Origin of the sequence: Dyella terrae, assembly GCF_022394535.1 — a bacterium.
Lineage (GTDB): Bacteria > Pseudomonadota > Gammaproteobacteria > Xanthomonadales > Rhodanobacteraceae > Dyella.
The window spans coordinates 5,103,650-5,123,370 of sequence record NZ_CP089414.1; the positions used below are offsets into that span (position 1 = coordinate 5,103,650).

At 59.7% G+C, this 19,721-nt stretch carries 13 protein-coding genes and 1 pseudogene; 13 read left to right on the forward strand and 1 reads right to left on the reverse strand.

The genetic code is table 11. The features are described 5' to 3' along the window. The first annotated feature begins 686 nt into the window (after window positions 1–686). The 5 genes from DYST_RS22655 to DYST_RS22675 all read left to right on the forward strand — a co-directional run bounded on the left by DYST_RS22655 (window position 687) and on the right by DYST_RS22675 (window position 8,497). On the forward strand, window positions 687–5,069 hold the full coding sequence (locus tag DYST_RS22655) for a hemagglutinin repeat-containing protein (protein ID WP_239948646.1): 4,383 nt from the start codon (window positions 687–689) through the stop codon (window positions 5,067–5,069). Beyond that, a complete protein-coding gene (locus DYST_RS22660) occupies window positions 5,066–5,956 on the forward strand; it encodes a PoNe immunity protein domain-containing protein (protein ID WP_239948648.1) in 891 nt (296 codons plus the stop codon). Before DYST_RS22655 ends, DYST_RS22660 begins: the two co-directional genes overlap by 4 nt. Before the next feature lie 29 nt (window positions 5,957–5,985). Further along, window positions 5,986–6,591, forward strand: a complete 606-nt coding sequence (locus DYST_RS22665) for a hypothetical protein (protein ID WP_239948650.1) — start codon at window positions 5,986–5,988, stop codon at window positions 6,589–6,591. Between the two features lie 198 nt (window positions 6,592–6,789). Next, a complete protein-coding gene (locus DYST_RS22670; RefSeq protein ID WP_239948652.1) occupies window positions 6,790–7,605 on the forward strand; it encodes a hypothetical protein in 816 nt (271 codons plus the stop codon). A 223-nt stretch (window positions 7,606–7,828) separates the two neighbouring features. Next, entirely contained in the window at window positions 7,829–8,497 is a 669-nt protein-coding gene (locus tag DYST_RS22675) for a hypothetical protein (protein ID WP_239948654.1), read from the forward strand. A 726-nt stretch (window positions 8,498–9,223) separates the two neighbouring features. On the opposite strand, the gene DYST_RS22680 is transcribed toward DYST_RS22675, so the two are convergent. After that, complete coding sequence (locus DYST_RS22680; RefSeq protein WP_239948656.1) at window positions 9,224–10,894, reverse strand: WG repeat-containing protein; 1,671 nt, start codon at window positions 10,892–10,894, stop codon at window positions 9,224–9,226. A gap of 698 nt (window positions 10,895–11,592) precedes the next feature. Here DYST_RS22680 and DYST_RS24110 point away from each other — a divergent pair. The 8 genes and pseudogenes from DYST_RS24110 to DYST_RS22715 all read left to right on the forward strand — a co-directional run. Next, window positions 11,593–11,652: pseudogene (locus tag DYST_RS24110) on the forward strand (prepilin-type N-terminal cleavage/methylation domain-containing protein); the annotation flags it as partial. A gap of 21 nt (window positions 11,653–11,673) precedes the next feature. After that, a complete protein-coding gene (locus DYST_RS22685) occupies window positions 11,674–12,123 on the forward strand; it encodes a GspH/FimT family protein (RefSeq protein ID WP_275666985.1) in 450 nt (149 codons plus the stop codon). Continuing rightward, window positions 12,120–12,605: a type IV pilus modification protein PilV gene (gene pilV / locus DYST_RS22690; RefSeq protein WP_239948659.1), complete on the forward strand. Its 486-nt coding sequence runs from the start codon at window positions 12,120–12,122 to the stop codon at window positions 12,603–12,605. The genes DYST_RS22685 and pilV overlap by 4 nt, the downstream gene beginning before the upstream one ends. Continuing rightward, the gene (locus tag DYST_RS22695; protein WP_239948661.1) at window positions 12,602–13,609 is read left to right on the forward strand and encodes a PilW family protein; all 1,008 of its coding nucleotides are present in this window, start codon (window positions 12,602–12,604) and stop codon (window positions 13,607–13,609) included. Before pilV ends, DYST_RS22695 begins: the two co-directional genes overlap by 4 nt. A 1-nt stretch (window position 13,610) precedes the next feature. Continuing rightward, window positions 13,611–14,216, forward strand: a complete 606-nt coding sequence (locus DYST_RS22700) for a pilus assembly PilX family protein (protein ID WP_428993939.1) — start codon at window positions 13,611–13,613, stop codon at window positions 14,214–14,216. Window positions 14,217–14,282: 66 nt separating this feature from the next. Beyond that, window positions 14,283–18,017, forward strand: coding sequence for a pilus assembly protein (locus DYST_RS22705; protein ID WP_239948665.1), 3,735 nt, complete (start codon window positions 14,283–14,285; stop codon window positions 18,015–18,017). Between the two features lie 62 nt (window positions 18,018–18,079). Beyond that, on the forward strand, window positions 18,080–18,535 hold the full coding sequence (locus DYST_RS22710) for a type IV pilin protein (protein WP_275666892.1): 456 nt from the start codon (window positions 18,080–18,082) through the stop codon (window positions 18,533–18,535). A gap of 163 nt (window positions 18,536–18,698) precedes the next feature. Further along, the gene (locus DYST_RS22715) at window positions 18,699–19,721 is read left to right on the forward strand and encodes a prepilin-type N-terminal cleavage/methylation domain-containing protein (protein ID WP_239948667.1); all 1,023 of its coding nucleotides are present in this window, start codon (window positions 18,699–18,701) and stop codon (window positions 19,719–19,721) included.

Genomic DNA, 19,721 nt, shown 5'->3' on the forward strand with positions numbered 1-19,721 from the left:
CGGTAACCAGTCCGTGCTGCTTACGCCCGGCAACGTGCCGGGTTGGGTCACGTACAACGTCGGCCAGGGCTTGGGTGCCACGATCACGGCCGGCGGCAATCTCTCCATTGGCGGCAACGTCACCAACACCGTGGTTGGCGCCAAGGGCGGCGGTAGTTCCATCAATGCGGGCGACCTTACCGGTCCCGGAGGCGTCGCCCTGCGCAGCGCCAGCTCCGCACGCGCCGACAACGCAGGCGGCATCGACAACGTCCATGGCGAAGGCGTCGCGGAGATGGGTCGCGTCAATGGTGCGCAAGGCCAGGGCGTTGGCAACGCCGGTAGCGTCGGGCGTGCGGATGGCAGCAAAGTCAGTGACGCCGGCAGTGCGAAAGGCGCTGGCGCGCAGTCGGTGGGTTCGTCCGAACAGGCCTTGCCCGGCTACGTGCCACCTACCAATGCGATGTACGCACAGAACGGCGACCCCGGTGCTCCATTCCTGGTGAACACCGCGCCGCGCTTCGCCAAGGGTGCATCCACCAGCTCCGACTATCTGCTGAAGGCACTGGGCGACGACCCTAGCAACACGCAGAAGCGCCTGGGCGATGGCTACTACGAGCAGCAGCTGGTGCTTGATCAATTGGTGCAGCTGACTGGCCGCCGCACCTTGAACGGCAGCGCCCCCCCTTGCGCAGTACACCGCGCTAATGGATGGGGCTGCCAACGAAGCTGCGCGCCTGGGCCTGAGCCTGGGTGCACCGCTCACCAGTTCGCAGATCAGTTCGCTGCAGTCCGACATCGTCTGGCTGGTGGATCAAATAGTCGATGGGCAGCATGTGCTGGTGCCGGTGGTGTACCTGTCCAAGGCCACGGCGGACAAGTTGCAGAGCGACGGCGCACTGATCGCCGGCAACACCGTCAACATTCAGTCCAGCGGCACCGTGCGCAACGACGGCACCATTACGGGCACGCAGGGTACCGCGATCAGCGCCGATACGCTGATCAACAAGGGCACACTCAACGGCGGCCAGCAACTCGCCATCGCCACCCGCAACGACACCATCAATAGTGGCGCCATCAACGGCGGTACGGTGAGTGTGCAGGCAGGGCGGGATATCGTCAGCACGGGCGCCATCACCAGCACCGGCGACATGGCGTTGCTGACAGGTCGCGACCTGACGGTGGGCAGTGCCCCAGTGCAATCCGGCGGCAACCTCGCCATGGTGGCTGGCCACGACCTGACCGCCACCGCCAGCCATATTTCCGCTGGAGGTAATGCACAGCTCGTGGCCGGCAACGACATCAACCTTGATGCGACCGTGCACACCACACGTACCGGCGGCGCTTCCAACGGCCAGGAAACCACCACGCACGCCGTAACCGACATCACCGCGGGCGGCAACCTTGCGCTGGTCGCCGGCAACGATCTCACCAGCGTCGGTGCCCAACTCAAAGCAGGCAACCGGTTGGGACTGAGCGCAGGACACGACATCACGCTCAATGCGGTAACGGACAGCCAGGCGAACTACAGCAAGAGCGCGGGGGGGAGCACCGTCAGCACCACGCGTAGCGACGACGACACGGTGCGCGGCAGCACGCTGAGCGGCGCCAATGGTGTCAGCCTGGTCGCCAAGAACGACCTCACCGCCACCGCCGCCAGCATCAGTTCCACCAATGGCGGCGTTGGCCTGATGGCTGGCCACGACCTGACGCTGAACACCGCACAGGAAAACCACAGCACCGTCACCGACACCAAGACCACCAACAGCGGAATGCTGTCCAGCACCACCAAGCGCACGCATGACAGCGTGAGCGACAGCCTCGCCATGGGCACCACCCTAAGTGGTGACAGCGTCTCCATGGCGGCCGGCCATGACCTGACGGCGACCGCCGCGCAGATTGTCGCCGACCACGACATCGTCATGGCCGCGGGCAACAACCTCACGCTCAACACTGCCAACGACGTCCACACCGAAGAACACGGTACCAGCAAGACCAAATCCGGCCTGATGGGCGCCGGTGTCGGCGTCATGCTCGGTGAAGCCAAGCAAAGCCAGGACGCGACGCTCACCCAGACAACGCCAACCGGCACTACCGTAGGCAGCTTGGGCGGTAGCGTGACTATGACGGCGGGCAACACTGTCCACCTCACCGACGCAAACGTACTCAGCGACACCGGCACCGTCATCGTGGGCAAGAACGTCACCATCGATGCGGCTTTGGGCACCACGGACACCACGCAGACGCAAAAGCAAAGCAGCAGCGGACTCACCTTGAGCTTAGGCGGTGCCGCCGTGTCGGCAGCGCAAGGCGTTTACGCCGCCGCCCATCGCGGCAGCGAAGTCAAAGACGATCGCCTCAAAGCGCTCTACGCCGCCCAGGCCGCGTACGGAGTCAGCGATACGATCGGCGCTGCCCAAGGTGGCGTCAGCAAAAGCGGGACTGATGGGGGCATCAACCTGCAGTTGGGCATCGGTGCCAGCAGTGCCAGTAGCAAGACGGTTACCCACGACGAAACCGCCTACGGCAGCACCATCCACAGCAACGGCAATGTCGTTATTGCTGCTACTGGCGGTGACCTCAACGTCATCGGCAGTCAGATCAGCGGCGACAACGTCGGCCTCATGGCCGCCAACAACATCAACCTGCTGAGCCAAGCGGAAGATCACACCCTAAAAAACACCAACAAGAATGCCAGCGGCGGCGTCGGCGTGCAGATCGGCACCGACGGTATCGGCTTCTACGCACAAGCGTCGGTGGGCAAAGGCAGCGCCCACGGCAACGGCACCACGCACGTCACCACCAGTGTCGATGCCAAGAACACACTGACGTTGGTTAGCGGTGGCGACACCACCATCCAAGGCGCCCAGGCGAAGGGCAACACCGTGCTGGCCGATATCGGCGGTAACCTCAACATCCGCAGCGAACAAGACACCAACGATTACGCCAGCAAGCAACAGCAAGCAAGCGGCAAAGTCGTGGTAGGTGTGGGAGCCAGTGGCAGTGGTAGCTACAACCAAAGCAACATCGACAGCCATTACGCCAGTGTCACCACGGTCAGTGGCATCGATGCCGGTGACGGCGGCTTCAACATCCACGTCAACGGCAACACCGATTTGAAGGGTGGCGTGATCGCCAGCACGGCCGACGCCAGCAAGAACCTGCTCGATACCGGCTCGCTCACATTCAGCGATATAGAAAACAAGGCCAAATACAGCGCAAGCAGCGTTGGCATCAGCGGCGGCAGCTCAGGCAGCGGTGTGGCCGTATCTCCCAGCATCGGCATCCCACAGGGCGACAACAGCCACAACACCACGAAGGCCGGCGTTGCCGACGGCACTATCGTGGTACGCGATGGCAACGCCGATCTCAGCGGATTGGATCGTACCGCCACGCTCGACCAGCAGGGCCTCAAGTCCATCTTCGACCTGCAAAAGGTGCAAGAGCAGCAGGAGATGGGACAAGTTGCCGGCTATGTGGGCATGCGCACCGCCGGCACCGTCGCCGACTACATGGCCCATCACGCAGCGACGGATGAGGAGCAGACGTCGTGGAAGGACGGCGGTACCAACAAGGTGCTGCTGCACGGCTTGGTCGGTGCAGGCACCGCAGCGCTAGGGGGCGGCGATATCGCGGGTGGCACCATCGGTGCCGCTGCGAGCGAAGCGGCCAGCGGTGCAATGCAGAAGTATCTGGACGATCAACACATCACCGATCCGGCGCAACGAAACACCTTCATGAATCTGGCGAGCGCTGCTATCGGTGGTGCCGTCGGCGGTGGTGCGGGTGCAACAACTGCCTTGCAGGGCGAGCAGTTCAATCGGCAGTTGCATCCTGACGAAAAGGTCTGGATCAAGACGCATGCGGCCGAGTATGCAGCCGAGCATCCCGGTATGACAGAGGATCAGGCGATGCAGGCATTAGCTCAGCAGGCTGCACGCCAGACCGATGTGCTGTGGGCAGCAGCCCTACCGGGCGACGATAGTGATGCTCGCCTCTTTCTGGCAAGCGCAAAGGGCACCTTCACCAACGACCTTGGTGGCGCGCAGAAGTTGTTTACCGCTGAAGGCAACCAGTTCCTGCAGCCAATGATGTACTTGCCCGAAGCGAGCGCTGACCGTGGCTTCTACCAGCGGTACGTGCAACCCGGGGCCGGCAACATCAACACAGGCCTGCAAGCGATGCTGGCGCAAGCAGGCATTAACGCCTACATGAACCAAGGGCAGACAGCCTGGAACGTGATCACAGGTGCACTGACCGGTATCGGTGGTGCCGTTCTGCATCCCGTGGACACGTTCAACAGTGCTGGACAGGACCTCGGTAATAACGCCGTCTATACGTTCAACGCCGGCTTGATAGACAACCAGTTCCAGGCGGTGTATGGGCAGGATGTCAGCAAAGCAGCCACCACGTTGACGGCACTCAATACCTCACTCACTTTCCTGGCGGTGACCGGTGCGGGTAAAGGTGCCGCAGCAGCGATCGAAGGGGCAGCGAAGTCGGCTACGACCGATGCCCTGATTGCTGCGGTTAAAGCTGGCGCGTCGGGTGATGCTGCGGGTCTGGAGAAGTTCACGCAGAGCATTGTTGGCAAAGCAGGGTTTGCGGCTGACGGTACGCCCTTGATGGACTTCCGATCGTTGACCAACGCGCAGAAAAGTGTGGTGGCCGAGTTGCTGGGTGGCGACAGCTTGCAACAACTTGTTCCTGATGCGACGAAAATAGGCCGCTCGCCCGGAATCGGTCAAAATGGCATTGACGATCTCTACAAGGTCAATCGACCGGATGTTGATTATGTAGTTGTCGAATACAAGTTCGGCTCATCTGCGCTCGGGCAGACGGCTGATGGCCTGCAGATGAGTGATAACTGGCTAACGGGGGCCAATACGAATTACAACCGCATACTGGAATCAACAGGTAACGAAGCTGTGGCGGATAGTGTCAGTACGTCACTTCAACAAGGGCGAGTCGAGCGCTGGGTGGTCAACACTGATCCCTTTGGAAATGTATCTGTCGGAGTTGTGGACAAAAGCGGCAAATTTATTCCCAATCCTCAGGGAGCATCGAAGATATTAAGGGGCAATCAATGAAGCGTGACAGTCGTGGATCAATCACCTATTGGAATCAGTGGATCTCCTACAAGGAGAAGCACATTCCCGAAATGTGGGGTGTGCTTCGTCAAACAGGCGGAGATGAGGGGTATGCGCCGCAGTACGCTTTCGAAATTGTGAGAAAGCACTACGAACTTGCACTTCAGCGCTACTCACGAGGCGATGCAGTAGGTGACTTCAAGCTGTTGTTCAGTGGTCTGCTGGATGCTTGGGAAGAAAGTGAGCGCCTGGGGGAACATGTTTGGACTGAAGAGCAGCGCTACATGCGTCACTCTTGGGCGGTGAACCTTGACCATTACATTGTCTGCTTCTGGCTGACGGGTTTGGCATTGATGCTGGAGATCCCCGACGACCAATGGCAGCGACTGGTCGCCTTGATCGGTAACGAAGGTGAAGACGCACTATTGGATCGTGTGATCGCCTTTCGCCAGCCGGAGCGAAAAATTGGTGAGGTGCTGTGCTTCCCGAAGGCCTATCAGGGCCTACTAAACGTCGTGAGCGCCCCCGTAGACCAACGCCCCAGCAAACTTCAAAGCTATGTGGGGCGCTGGTTCGTTAGCCTGAAGAATGCGGGTAGCTCGAGCTTTCCTCCGGCACATCGCACTCCTTATTGGTGGAATTTCTGCGCGAACGAGGAGCTGGGTATGAAGGGGGCCTATTTCGGTTGCTGGTGTATCGAGGCCGTCACGGTAGCTACCGTGTTCGACATCGACGATGCCGTCTGCCTTGATCATCCTAACTACCCGGGTGATTTGCGGAAGGACAACCGTTGCCCGCGTTATCCCGATCCTGAGCCGTCGCTGCCACCACCACTTCCTCCGGCGCTAAAGCCTCAGGGTTGGCTCTCACGATTGCTGGGAAAGTGAGTCACGTCTATCCGGCATCGATATGACAAATGCTCACCAGTAGTGCCTCGCAAGACAAAAAATTGTCAGAAGACAAAAAAGGTCAGAGTGCACTTTCTCCTAGCCCACCTTCCCAATTGATCGGAAAGTCCACTCTGACCTCTGCTTTGAAGCTCGGGCCATCCAAGGTTCATTTTTCCGAAGTTGAAAGTGAGCTGAATTCGGTGTTGCGCTTCGATCCCGGGTTGAAGCGCTCTGGAGAAATAGAAATGAGCAAACTCGGCTGCCAGTGTGGAAACATAATTCGAGACAATACTGACTCGTCGCCCTACAAGGCATCCATATTTAAGGATGTACTTTGTGGTTCCTTTACGGATTGGCTTGTAAGTGAGGTGCAGAGCTATGTGGTAGCTGTTGGGAAGGAAGGCGTCCGCTCGTGGCTTTTGGATCGAGGCTACTCTGATGAGTATGTATCTCTTCAGCTCGACCATGGGAACGTGATTCACGATCACCTTTGTGGGCGGTTCAATGAGTTGTCACGCACGGCTTATGAGTGTCTTCAGTGCGGTAGATTGCATGTTGAAACTGCAGTCGACAATTCATTCGCCTCGTACTCGCCCGATACGATGAGACGCAATGGAGTGCTCTCCAGCTAAGTTGAACTTGGTTAGGCGCAATCAAAACAGAGGGCCAAAACGGGGGAAGGTTCATTTCCCTGGTATTGGAAGTGAGATGGCCCCGGTCTCATTGGCGACGCTCATAGCCACTTCATACAAGTCTCTAGAGTCAGCGCGAAAAAGTAGGCTCTGCCTTCCCGATTTTCGTTCTACTCCATCTATAAAAGGATTTTTCGCTTGAAAGCTCTTTCAAAGCGTATCGCTGCAGCGTCATTGATGTCATTTGCTCTTTTTTCCTTGGTGCTGAGTGCGCAAGCGGAAGTGGTTCCGGGAAAGGCGAGATACTTGTCCGCGGCGGACAAGCTTTTGTCGTTGATGCAAGGAAAGGGGCAGAGCGAGATGCCTCGGCAGTCGGACCCAACGGTTGCGCCCTTGTTCGCCGTGCTTTCCGATGTCAAGGGAACGTTTGGGGAAGAGCCGGTCGAGGCAAAGGATATGGGCGACTTGTTTGATGTCTGCGGCAAGTCCAATGAGATAGCTACCCGATATGCCATGGCTGGCATAGAGCGCCTTAAGCCTCTCGCTGGGGACATTCCCCGCATGACCATCGAGCTGCGGAAGCTTCAGGAGGAGAGCGCGGTTCTCTATCAGGACGAGCTGGTTGGCTTCCAGGCATTTGCTGTGACCTGTGCCGCTCAGCAGGTTGCTCCGATGAACACGCGGCTCACCTCGTTGAAACCCGAGGAACTCACTACGGTCCGTCGGGCAGGCGCCATGCAGATGCGGACGGGGGTGTTCCAGATGATTGCGGGCGGACTGATGTCGGAAGCGGATACGAGGTTGAAGTTGGAAAACCGTCTCAAGATGCTGACGGCATTGGCAGACAACATCGACTCATTAGCGTCCGTTCTTCCCGAGAACATGCGAAGCATACTTGCGCAATCGGGGCTTGCTGGAGCTAAGACTGTCGACCCGGCGCTCAAGTCTGCGAACGACAAGATTGTTGAGGGAGTGGTGAAGCATAGGGAGTGCGTAGGGATCTGCGCGCTTTGATGCCTAAGGGGTAGAAAACGGGGCGGAGTGGACTTTGACTGGGCAATCCGACTGCGCGTTGAAGAAGTGCGCTCAGCCCTCTACTTTTGAAAACTAAAGTTCTTGCGATGGCTGCCGACAGCCATCACTCCCTTGCCTTAGACATCTCCGTTCAAGCTGTCATGTAACGGCTTGATCCATGTCGCGTGCAAGGAAGCCGCTATCAACTCAAGGAGCAAATTCAATGAAGGGACGTTTTCTTCTGTCGGTGCTTTTGGTCAGTTTGGCCGGTTGTGCCACTCAACCCGTTGGAGTCAGCGGTGATCAGGCCACGGCGTTTCGCGAACAAGGCGCGGCAGTGGGCCAGGTCTCCGGGGCCGGGGCGGTGCAACTGAAGACCAAGGGTCAAGCGATCGGCGGCATGGTGATCGGTTCGGTGGCCGGCTCGGTCGCTGCTTCCAATCCAGCTTCGGTGACGCCGCAGGGCATGCAGCAGTCGATGGAGCTGGGCAACATGACCAACAGTATGGTCCAGCAAACCGTGGCTGATATTGGTCAGCACGTCGAGCAGGCGGATACCCCGGCGCTGGCCATGGCGGCGAGCATCGCCAAGGCCCAGGGTGAACGCACGAGCGCTGCTTACCACGTAGATATCAAGCAGGAACTGTGGCTGCTCGATTACGACAGCATGTTTGGTTCGGACAACTATCGCCTGCACTGGACGGTGACTTCCAAGGTTCGCGATGGCCAAGGCAAAGTCATCGCCACCTCGCGTTGCCAAGGGGATGGCGAACAGAAACGCGCGCTGGATGAGTGGAAAGCCGGTGACTACTCCAAGGTAAAGGAAGTGGCGCGCACCGTTGGCGAGCGCTGTGCAAAGCAGCTGTGGAGCGACATCGGTCTGCGCGGCTGATGTCCTTTCATGCCATCGACCCGACGCCCGCCCGCAGCGGGTGTCTTGGGTGGGATGACTAAGCCTGAAAAAGGTGCAGAGACATCTGTCACTCGCAATGGACGAGGAAGATGACTCTGACCCCTTTTCGGTCGTAGATGTAATGCGCCATGACGCGAGCGCCCGATTAGGTCATGTTCTAAAGCAGGGGTCAGAGTGGACTTCTTACTGGGCAATCCGGCGGCGTGCTGGAGAAGTGCACTTTGCCCCCTGTTTTTCGACCCCTGTTTTTCCGGTATTCCTTGGCAAGTGAACTTACGGCTCTCTTCTTTTCCTTCAACACTTCAGAGCGATCTGATTGATGTAGTGAGCGCTGCGGGGTGACACTCCAACCGTCAGATCCGCTGTATGCACATCCGTTGGTCCGACGTGATGTCGTTGCTGTGCTGCGGTTCCCCCTTGTTAAAAAGCCTTGGTTTTTCACCTTTCCGAGGCGCCGCCCGCTGAATCTGACGAACCGACCCTGCCTTGTGCAGGGTTTTTTTCTTGGGTGAGCGGTTGCCAAGCCTGCCTCGTGTCTTAAGAAAGGTTGGAGTTTGTATAGGTCGGCGTGTTGTGAGATGGCGGCTGCGTGCGGGCTGGCCGCCGTGAAGAGGCGCACAGGCCTGCTGATCTTGGCGGGCTTAAAAAAAACAGGGCCCGAAGGCCCTGCTTGCATACTTTCTTTGATGTGTCCCTGCGCGGCGTTTAGCCGTCCGTCGTAGCCTGCGCCGGGTCCTTCGCGTCAGCCGTCGGGCAGTAGGGCTTGGGGTCGGCCGGCCAGATCACCTTGCCGTTGCCGTCCACCAGTTGTTCAGCGCCACATTGGGTGTGCTTGATGGTGAACAGCGTCTTGCCCTGCAGGTCGTAGGCGGCGCGCAGCATGTGTACGGCGTCGTCGCCGGTGCCGTCGAGGTCGTAGCCGAGGATCACCGCGTCGTCCTTGTCGATGCTGATGTCCTGCCACTCAGGGGCGATCAGCTGTTTGCCGTCGAGATCCAGCAACGCGACATGGGCATTCTCCAGGCCATCGCGTGCGCGCAGGAAATGGCCGCTGTCGTCGAGTTGGATGTCGGTGAAATGTTCCGGCTTCAGCAGCACCTTGCCGGTGGCATCCATCAGGCCAACGGCGGGTGTGGCGTCGTTCTGGCCGAGCATGGTCACGTTGACCATCGGTGCATCGGCGCCGCTGAACACGAAGCGCTCTGGCGTGAGCATGCCGAGTTGCTTGTAGGTAGTGGGGATCAGTTCGCGACCCTGGTTGAGGTCGTAGATGCCGTACGTGTACGAGAAGGTCGACACCTCCTTGAACACCGATGCATAGCCCGGCACGTGGTCGAGCATGCCGAGCATGGAGCGGCCCGCTTCGCCCGCGTAGTCGTAGGTGGGCTGCACGACCCAGGCGCCGGTGTGATCGATCACGCCGTACTTCTTGGTGGCGCCGTCAGCGCCTTCGTTGGTCTTGGCCAGTGCGCCCTTCTTGCCGAAGGGCATGCAGTCGCCAAAACGCGGTTCGATCACCACCTTGCCGGTGTAATCCATATAGCCGCAGGGGCCGTCGTTCTTTTCGCGGAAGCTCACCAAGCCTTCGCTGGGCGTGCCGAGCAAGTCGTACTTGAGCGGGATGGTCAGCGTGCCGCTGGCATCGACCAGGCCCTTGTACCTGTGGTCGGGTGAGGTCACCACCATGTGCCCGTTCTGCATTTCGTCCATGTCGGCGTAGCTCACCTGCTTCTGCGTGCCATCTTTCAGGCTGATGGCCCACTGCTGCTCGCCCCGCTCGCCGATGACCCAACCGCCGCGCTTGGCGAAATCCTGGCGCACGATCAGCGTGTCGTAGAGGGCATCAGTAAGTTGCTTGCCGTGGGCATCGAGGATGCCGTTCTTGCCGTTGAGCTCGTAGCCGATGTATTGGCCATCGCCACCAAGGAACAGATCATCGAAGCGCGCAGGCTGCACTTCGCTGCCGTGGAAATCCATGATGCCCATCTTGCCGTCGGCGCCGAAGCCGAAGTAGCCGGGCGATAGCTGGTAGATGTCTTTGCCCAGCGTCTTGAGCGGGGTCTTGGTTTTTGTATCGAGCAACTGCCACTGCTCACCTTTCTGCAGCAGCATGGTGTCCTTCATGGGAAACGAGCCATACGTGTCGTACTGGCCGTTATCGAAGGGCACGAGCAGCGATGCGTTCTGGTCAATCACCGCACAGTGGCCGTTGACACAGATCGTGCTGTTGAAAGGCAGCGGCGGCGGTGTTTTCTGCTCTTGCGCCTGTGCCTGCGAGGCGTCGCCGGTTAGCTTGTCGCCCGAACCGCAGGCACCGAGCAGCAGGGCGGAAAAGGTGGTGGCGAGCAACGCGGGGGACACGCGGGGACGGTTCATGTCGATGAGCTCCTTAGGGTAAATCTGCACAACGTGATGTGTGTGCACGTGTGTTCCGAGAACCGGTCATTCCCTCGCGCGGTGACGCGTGCGGCGATGGAAGGGACGACGGTGGCGTGCACGGCGACAAATGATCGGGTGGGGTGTCGTGCAGGTCGTAGTGATAGTAGCCAATTGCCTAGGCGGAATCAGTGCGTGGCGGGCACTGTCCTGCTGGAGCTAATGCATGGGATTCGGAAGCGCGATGGCTCAACCGATCACGGGCTGCTGGTTTGGGGGAGGGCGGGCTGCAACTGCCTGAATTGCGTAAATTATTGCGACTGCAGCACCTTCCCGTCGCGGGGCTGTCCTTCCGCCTTCGAGACCCTGACTTGCTGTTTTCATCGAACGGAAGGGTCGCGCGGGAGGGAAGAAAAGGACGCAAAAACAAGGGCTGGAGACTCCTGCTCCGATCGGAGGGTCAGGTCGCCACCTGAGCCGAAGGGCCCTGGCTTCGTGACGGGTGTCACGATTCGCCTCGTTTTGTAGCGTAAGTCTTACCGTTTGTCCGAAAGAACCTACCGTTCGTCGGATCAGAAGTTTCTTAAAGCTGACGACGCGGTAAGTTCTTGCGCCTATAACAGGGGGCAAACGTATGAACAGGCCGTGCGGGCAGCAGGGGGGGCAAGCTAGCTCCGGATAGGGGTGGGCGCGCCGCGGGATTCACGCTCGTCGAGATGGTGGTCACGCTGGTGGTCGTTGCCGTGCTGTTTGCGCTCGCCGTGCCGAGCTTCCGCTCCATGGTGATTTCCAACCGGCTGACCACGGCGGCGAACGAAGTCATCGATGCGATCAACATCGCCCGCGTCGAAGCCATCAAGCGCAACGGCAATGTGCAGCTATGCAGCAGCACGGCGTCCCTGAATACGACTGACACCCTCGGCACCAAGTGCGCCACCAGCGCGGGTGCCGTGTATGGCGCTAGTGTCGGCAGTGACGGTGCTGCAGTGCTCGATCAGATACGTGGCCCGTTCATCGGCATCGCGTCGCCGCTGAAGATCTCCGGCGACTTCAATGCCCTGCGTTTCAATGGCCAGGGCATGGGCATGAAGGCGGGCAGCAGTGGCCCGTACAACGGTGCGGTGATCGACATCTGCACCAGCAGCCTGAGTGCCAATAACCACCGCAAGGTGACTCTCGTGGCGGGCTCCATTGCCCAGATCGAAGTGTCATCGGAGACATGCACATGACGACAAACAAACGCGCTGCATGGGTTATGGGTCGCCGGCAGAAGGGCGTGGGCCTGATCGAGGTGCTGGTCGCGGTGCTGATTCTGTCGGTTGCATTCCTGGGCATCGCCGCATTGCAGGCGATGTCACTGTCGGCCAACAACAGCTCCATGTCCAAAAGCATGGCGACAGTAGCGAGTTATTCGATTCTCGATGCCATGCGGGCCGATGTGGATAACGCCACGAAGGGCTCCTACAACACGTCCACGGTGTTGAAGGCCAGTGCTTGTCCTTCCGATGTGAGCACCCTTGCCGCGAGCCACCTGGCGCAATGGTGCGGCCAATTGGGCAACACGCTGGGTGTGGCCGAGACCACCACCGGCGCCATCAAGTGCGTGGGCAACGATTGCACCGTCACCATTTCGTTCATCGACGTACGTCCGGGCCCGGGTTCGGATTCAAAAACGAAACAACAGACCGTCGAGACCAGGGCGCTGCTATGAGCGGATACCGTTTTTCTGTGCCGCGCGGTCACGTGCGGTGGCTTGGCTGCGCACGCGGCTTCACCCTCGTCGAGCTGATGGTGGCCATGTTGCTGGGTGCGGTGGTGATCGCCGGCGTGATCAGTGTATTCCTGACCAATCAGCAGGTTTACCGCACCAATCGCGGACTCAGCGACGTGCAGGCCAGCGCACGCATCGCATTCGAGCTGATGGCGCGCGACATCCGTGCAGCGGGTTTGACTGGCTGTGGCAATAGCTCGCGCATCGCCAACGCGATCAATAGCGGCACGACCTACTGGTATACCAACTGGGGCACACCGGTCATGGGCTACACCGCCAGCCAGAAGGACCCTGCCTCGGGCACCGGTGGCACGGAACGCACGACGAATACCGAATCGCTATCGCTGTTGGGTGTGGACGGCGTGGGTTACAGCGTCAAAGCCAATAGCGAACCTGCGGGTACGTTCACGCTCAATGAGTCCAGCACTCCCTTGAAGTCGGGCGACATCACGATGGTCTGCGATCCGGACCATGCCGCCATCGTCCAGATGACCACCGTCAGCGGCAGCACGCTGACGCATGCCAAGTCGGGCACGCCGGGCAATTGCACGAATGACTTGAGCTATCCCACGGTGTGCAGCAGCGGCAGCAGCTACACGTATAGTGCGAACGCCCTGGTAGCCCGGCTCAGTGCGGTGGATTGGTACGTGGCAACGAGCGCTGGCGGTACATCGCTCTATCGCATGTCGCTGACTACGGATGACAAGGGCGCCACCATTCGCACGGATGAGATGGTGCGTAACGTCACCAGCTTGCAGTTCGGCTATCACCTTGCTGGGAGTGCGTCGTACCTCACTGCCGACAAGGTGACCAATTGGGCCAACGTGGACGCGATCCAGATCAACCTGACCATGGTCAGCACGGACAGTCGGGCTGGCGTCGACAGCAAAGCCATCTCCCGCTCGTTTACCTCTACCACCACGTTGCGTAACCGGGTGAATTGATATGACGCATCCTTCCGTCGTGCGGGCAAGCGCCCGGGTTCCGGGGTGTGCCGGCGGCCGTCATCAGCGGGGCGTGGCTCTGGTGGTGGCGATGATCTTGTTGATTGTGATCACGCTGGTTGGCTTTGCCGCTGTACGCGGCACGCTGATCCAGCAGAAGATGTCCGCCAATATGTACGACCGCCAGATTGCGTTCCAGAACGCAGAGGCGGCCATGCGCGCCGCGCAGAAGCGTGTACAGACAAATCCGGGCGACATCGCGCGCAACTGCCAGGCGGGTGGCGTGGTGTGCCCCGCCAACCCGTTCACCGATACCCAGTTGGCCGCGAGCAATGTCATCAATGTGGTCGCGGGCTCGGATGCCGGCCAGTACACCGCCAGCAGCCTGGCTACGGGACAGCCGCAGTACGTGATCGAGAACATGGGCAAGTGGCAGGACCCGGATTCCAGCACGGGCTACAACCAGAGCGCCAATGCGCACAACTACGGTGCCCAGGGTCTTTCGACCATGGTGACGTACTACCGCATCACAGCGCGCAGCGGTAATCCCAAAGATGCAGGTACCCGTTCGGTGGTGACGCTGCAAGCCATGATCAAGCAGAAGTGATTCGTGCGAATCGCGTCTCGTAGTGCTTCCACTCCACACGCCGTAGCCACTGACAGGCTTTCTTTCATGCGCATGCCATTTCATTCGAGCCAACCGCTCGCCAAGTTCCTGGGTCGGCTGGCGGGTACCAGCGCCATGGTGTGCGCACTTGGCGTGTTGAGTGCGCCCGCGCAGGCCGCCGTGACGGTAGATAGTTCGCCATTGATTCAAAGGCCAACGGTGCCGCCGAACATCCTGCTGATGCTCGACGACTCCGGCTCGATGGCGTGGGACGTGATGCCCGACTACGGGTATTTGAGCGATACGTCGGCTAGCGGCCTCGCCAGCGCAAGCGTCAACGGCGTCTATTACAACCCGCAGACCACGTACACAGCACCGCCCATGGCGGACGGCACCTATTACCCCAATGCCAGCTTTACCAATACATGGGTCAACGGCTTTAATCAGCCCGATGGAACCGTGAACCTCTCGCGCTATGACGGCTCGCAGGACAGCAGCAGGAGCGGCTACAGCTCAAGCAGCATTGCGTACATCAAGAGCGTCAGTGGTTCATCGAATACCTATTCGCCGACCATGGTTTGCGCCAGCGGTGATACGGGGCCACTTACCAGCGGCGACAACATCGGCAAATGCCAGAAAACCAGCGGTAAGACCATCACCTATTACGCGCCCAATGTGCCGACGTGTGATAGCGGATCCACCTACACCAGCAAAAGTAAGCTTTGCACGCAGAGCCCCGTCAGCGTGTTCACCTATACAGTGCAGTCGGCGACGAATTCTTCGTCTTACACCCGGTATTACATTGCCAGCCACGCCGGCGACTGCAGCGCAGCGGGCCTGAGCAACTGCAGCGAAAGTGCGGCAGATCAACAGAATGCGGCCAATTGGTTTGCGTACTACCACACGCGAATCCTGATGGCCAAAAGCGGCTTGATGGCGGCTTTTAGCGGGCTCAGTGAAAAATATCGCGTCGGTTTCGGTTCCATCGACGGTGGCGATAGCAGCAAGGGCAATGGCAATTACGCCAACCTGCCATCCTCACGGTACAAGTACGCTGATGGCTACAACGGCGGAAACAATTACATCGCCCAGGTGACGCCATTCGGTGACGGGTCCAGCAGTACTGATCAGAAGAATGCGTTCTGGACATGGGTGTCCAAGGCGACGGCTTCCGGTGGTACGCCGCTGCGCCAGGCGCTTACGGCAGCGGGAAAATATTATCAACAGGCTCAACCCTGGTCGGCGATGTCGAGCGACCCCCCGACCACCAAGGGCGCTGAGCTGGCATGTCGTCAGTCGTACACCATTCTCACGACGGATGGCTTCTGGAATGAGAAAGACACGAACTTCTCAACTCCGGGTAACGCCGACAACACGAGCATGGGCACCGCCATTACCGGGCCGAACCAGGCGAGTTACAAATATGTCGCTGCAGCCCCCTACGCTGACGGCGACTCCAACACGCTGGCGGATGTCGCGTTCACCTATTGGAGCACCGACCTTCGCCCCAATTCGTTGAACGAGGTGCCGACCAGCGATGACGATCCCGCGTTCTGGCAGCACATGGTGACGTTCACCATGGGCCTGGGGTTCACCCCTACCGGGATTTCGCCGTCCGGTACCACGATTGAGCAGGTTTTTAACTGGGCCAATGGCACGTATAAGCCAACGCAGTCTTGGATCAACAGTTTCAGTTGGCCTACGCCCAAGGCCGACAGCATCAACAACATAGCTGATCTCGCGCACGCCGCGCTCAATAGCCGCGGTGGTTTCTATTCGGCCACCAGTCCTACCAGTTTCTCTGCAGGTCTTGCGGATGCGCTCAAGCGTGCCACTTCGCGTACCGGTTCGGCCGCAAGTCTATCGTCCAATTCCACGCAGTTGCAGACGGGCACGGTGACGTACCAGGCCACCTACACGACCTCCAAATGGACCGGTGATCTGTTGGCCTACGACGTCAACTCCACCACGGGTGCGATCGACACCAAGTCGAAGTGGACTGCTTCGTCGAAGCTGCCCGCTGCGGCCGACCGGAACATCTACACCACCGCCGACGGCACCACATCGATTGCGTTCAAGGTTGGAGCCGACGGCGGCCTGCCCAAGCTCTCGACTGCCCAGCTTACGGCGCTTGGTGCAAGCACGACCGCTCAGACAGACGTGATCAACTATTTGCGCGGCGACCAGACCAAAGAAGGTACGACAGGAGCAGCCTTCCGCAAGCGCGAATCGTTGATTGGCGACATTGTCAGTTCGCAACCGGTGTATGTGGGGGCACCTTCGGCCAACCAGTTCCTGGGGCAGACGTTCACCGGCACCGATACGTTCAGCACGTACGCCAGTGACAACGCCAGTCGCGCTGGTCGTCTCTACGTGGCCTCTAACGATGGTTATCTGCACGCCTTCGATATCAATGGTGCCGAAACCTTCGCCTATCTTCCTGGCGCAGTGATCCAGTATGGCGGCCCTAACGGCATCGCAGACCTGACCAACAAAAGCTATGGAGACAGCAATACGGGTAGCCCGCTTCATCAGTACTTCAACGATGGCGAACTGGCCATATCGGATGTCTACACCGCCAGTGGGTGGAAGACGGTGCTGGTCGGTACCACGGGCCGTGGTCTTGCCCGGACGGTATATGCGCTGGACGTTACGGACGCCACCAAGTTCAAGCTGTTGTGGGAGCGCTCTGCCAACGACGGCAATTCGGATGGCAATAGCAAGTATATCGGGCAGATGATCGGCAAGCCGGTGATTGCACAGACCGCGGCCGGCAAGTGGTCGGTGTTGATGGGCAATGGCTACAACAGCGCGGCAGGCAAGGCAGCATTGCTCCAGTTTGCCTTGACCGACGGCTCGATGACCGTCTACAGCACCACGGATGGAACGGGTCTGGCGGCACCTGCTGTCTGGATTGGCACCGCAACCAACGGCGTGAGCACGGCAGCCTATGGCGGCGACCTCGATGGAAACGTGTGGAGTTTCGACCTGACCGATGCGAGCAGTGCGGGTACGTTGTTGTTCACCGCAACGTCGGATACGGCGGGCAAAGCCCCTCAACCCATTACTGCGGGCATGCTCATGGGCAAAAGCTCGGCGGGCGATCTGTGGCTGTTTTTCGGTACGGGCAAGTACCTCACCTTGTCGGACCTGACGGATACGAGCACGCAGAGCTGGTATGGCCTGATCATTGCCAAGGGTACCAACAGCAGCAGCACGCCCATCACCGACCAGACCACCAAGACACGCGCAAAACTGGTGCAGCGGGCGATCACGTCAGAAACGTCGGCGACCGTCGACACGTCCGGCAACCTCTCCAAATCCGGTGGTCGTACCGTTACCACCACGGACGAGGCCAAGTCGATGACGGGACTTTCGGGCTGGTATATGGACCTGTTGCAGCCCGTCACTGGTGGAACGACCAAGGCGCAGGGGGAGCGCATGGTCACGCCCAACCAGTTCCAAGGCAGTTACCTGCTGGGCACCACGCGCATCCCCAACTCTGACGATCCGTGCAATCCCGCGGGCACAGGCTGGGTCATGGCGGTGGATCCCTTCACCGGTACCAACCCGCAGACGAGCTTCTTCGACCTGAACCATGACGGCAAGGTGGACTCCTCTGACTATGTCAACGGTAAGCCTTCCGCTGGTATCGGCTTCAACTCGCTGCCTAACAACCCGATCTTTGTGGGCAGCTCCATGCTCATGAGTTTCGACAACGGCTCCAACGCCAGCATCCAGACCTCGGGTGGCGGCAACAATCTCACCCGTATTTCCTGGCGCGAGATGATCAATCAGTGAAGGGGCAGCGTATGACTAAGCAGGCTCGGGTCCGTACGCGCATGCGCGGACAGGGAACAGCGATGACATCTCGGGATGTGTCACTGTGGCACCACGCGGGATTCACCCTGATCGAGGTGATGATCGTGATGGCGATCATCGCCATTCTCGCAGCGGTGGCTTTCCCCTCGTACCTCAAGCACGTGACCAAGGCCAATCGCGTGGCTGCAGAGGGATGTCTCTCGCAGTTGTCGAGCTATATGGAGCGGTACAACGCCACGTATTTGCGCTACGACAAGACGGGGAGCGACAAGTCCGCTACGGATGTAGCGTTGCCTAGTCTGGATTGTTCATCGAGCCAGCAGACCGGTCGGTTCTATAAGTATGCGTTCGATAGCACACCGACCCAGACCACATACAAGATCAATGCAGCACCTCAGGACGCGCAGAAGACGCGTGATGGCATGTGCGGCACGTTGAGCCTTGATCAGGCGGGAAATCGCACTACGAGTACGGGCCAGACATCCGATTGTTGGTAAGGGCGGCACCGCCGTCAGCTCATCAGGGCTGACGGCCGTCGCATCCGCCAGAACATCATGCTGGCGGATGGGTAAGGGATAGCGCACACAACAACGCGTTCTGCACCCTGCGTTGATCGGGGCGCCGCGCGCTATACGGCCTTCGCCAAGGCATGGAGTATCGGTGGCTTCGCCATCTGTCTCCGGAGCCATCGTGTCGTCGTGTTCGCTAGCGCGCCCATCGCGATATGCCGGGCGGCGAGGCTTCAGTCTCGTCGAGCTCATGGTCGCCATGCTGATCGGGGCGATCGTCGTCGTGGGCGTCAGCAGCGTTTTCCTGGCATCTCAGCATATTGCCCGCACCACGCATGCCTTGGCCGATGTGCAAGACAGCTCGCGCATGGCCTTCGAACTGCTGGCGCGGGATATCCGCAATGCTGGCGCTACGGGATGTGGCAACCGACGCGTCGCCAATGTACTGGCCATCGGGCCAGACAATGGCGGCGTTATCTGGTGGGGTGATTGGCGCCGCGCCATCCTTGGGTTTGATGGCAATGATCCGGATACCCCCGTAGGCAAGGCCGCAGGCGACCGTGTGGCGGGCAAGCCGTCGCTGCAACTGCTGGGCAGCAAAGACACGAGCTATAGCGTTGCCTCACACGATGAGGCCCGGGCGACGCTCACTCTGCGTGAGGCGAGTGCGGACCTCTCCACTGGCGAGGTGTTCATCGTGTGCGATTACGATCACGCGGCGATCTTCAAATCCAGCAGTGTCAGCGGGCGCACCGTGATGCATGCCAAAGGCGACGGCAACTGCTCGGCCGGCCTCGGTTATCCCGCATCGTGCGAGTCACCCAACAGGTATGTCTTCGGCCCTAACGCCATGCTGGCACCTGTCTACGTCTCGGATTGGTACCTCGGCATCAATCCGGATAAGGGACTGTCGCTTTATCGCCTGGGGCTGGAGGGCGGCACGCTCAAACGTCAGGAGATGGTGCGAGGCGTGACGGATCTGCAATTGGCGTATCAGCAGCGCGACCATGCAGGGCCATTCAGCCGCGCAACCGAAGTGACCGATTGGGAAAACGTCATCGCGGTGCGTGTGACATTCACTCTGCAGAGCGCCGACCCACGAGCGGGCGTGAACAATGCACCCATCTCGCGCGAGTTCGGCATGACGGCCACGTTGCGCAATCGGGTGCAGTGA

Coding starts and splice junctions, on each gene's coding strand:
- DYST_RS22695 (WP_239948661.1), top strand. CDS start 12,602: ATGAGCGGATACCGTTTTTCTGTGCCGCGCGGTCACGTGCGGTGGCTT.
- DYST_RS22705 (WP_239948665.1), top strand. CDS start 14,283: ATGCGCATGCCATTTCATTCGAGCCAACCGCTCGCCAAGTTCCTGGGT.
- pilV (WP_239948659.1), top strand. CDS start 12,120: ATGACGACAAACAAACGCGCTGCATGGGTTATGGGTCGCCGGCAGAAG.
- DYST_RS22700 (WP_428993939.1), top strand. CDS start 13,611: ATGACGCATCCTTCCGTCGTGCGGGCAAGCGCCCGGGTTCCGGGGTGT.
- DYST_RS22675 (WP_239948654.1), top strand. CDS start 7,829: ATGAAGGGACGTTTTCTTCTGTCGGTGCTTTTGGTCAGTTTGGCCGGT.
- DYST_RS22680 (WP_239948656.1), bottom strand. CDS start 10,894: ATGAACCGTCCCCGCGTGTCCCCCGCGTTGCTCGCCACCACCTTTTCC.
- DYST_RS22655 (WP_239948646.1), top strand. CDS start 687: ATGGATGGGGCTGCCAACGAAGCTGCGCGCCTGGGCCTGAGCCTGGGT.
- DYST_RS22660 (WP_239948648.1), top strand. CDS start 5,066: ATGAAGCGTGACAGTCGTGGATCAATCACCTATTGGAATCAGTGGATC.
- DYST_RS22685 (WP_275666985.1), top strand. CDS start 11,674: ATGGTGATTTCCAACCGGCTGACCACGGCGGCGAACGAAGTCATCGAT.
- DYST_RS22665 (WP_239948650.1), top strand. CDS start 5,986: ATGCTCACCAGTAGTGCCTCGCAAGACAAAAAATTGTCAGAAGACAAA.
- DYST_RS22710 (WP_275666892.1), top strand. CDS start 18,080: ATGACATCTCGGGATGTGTCACTGTGGCACCACGCGGGATTCACCCTG.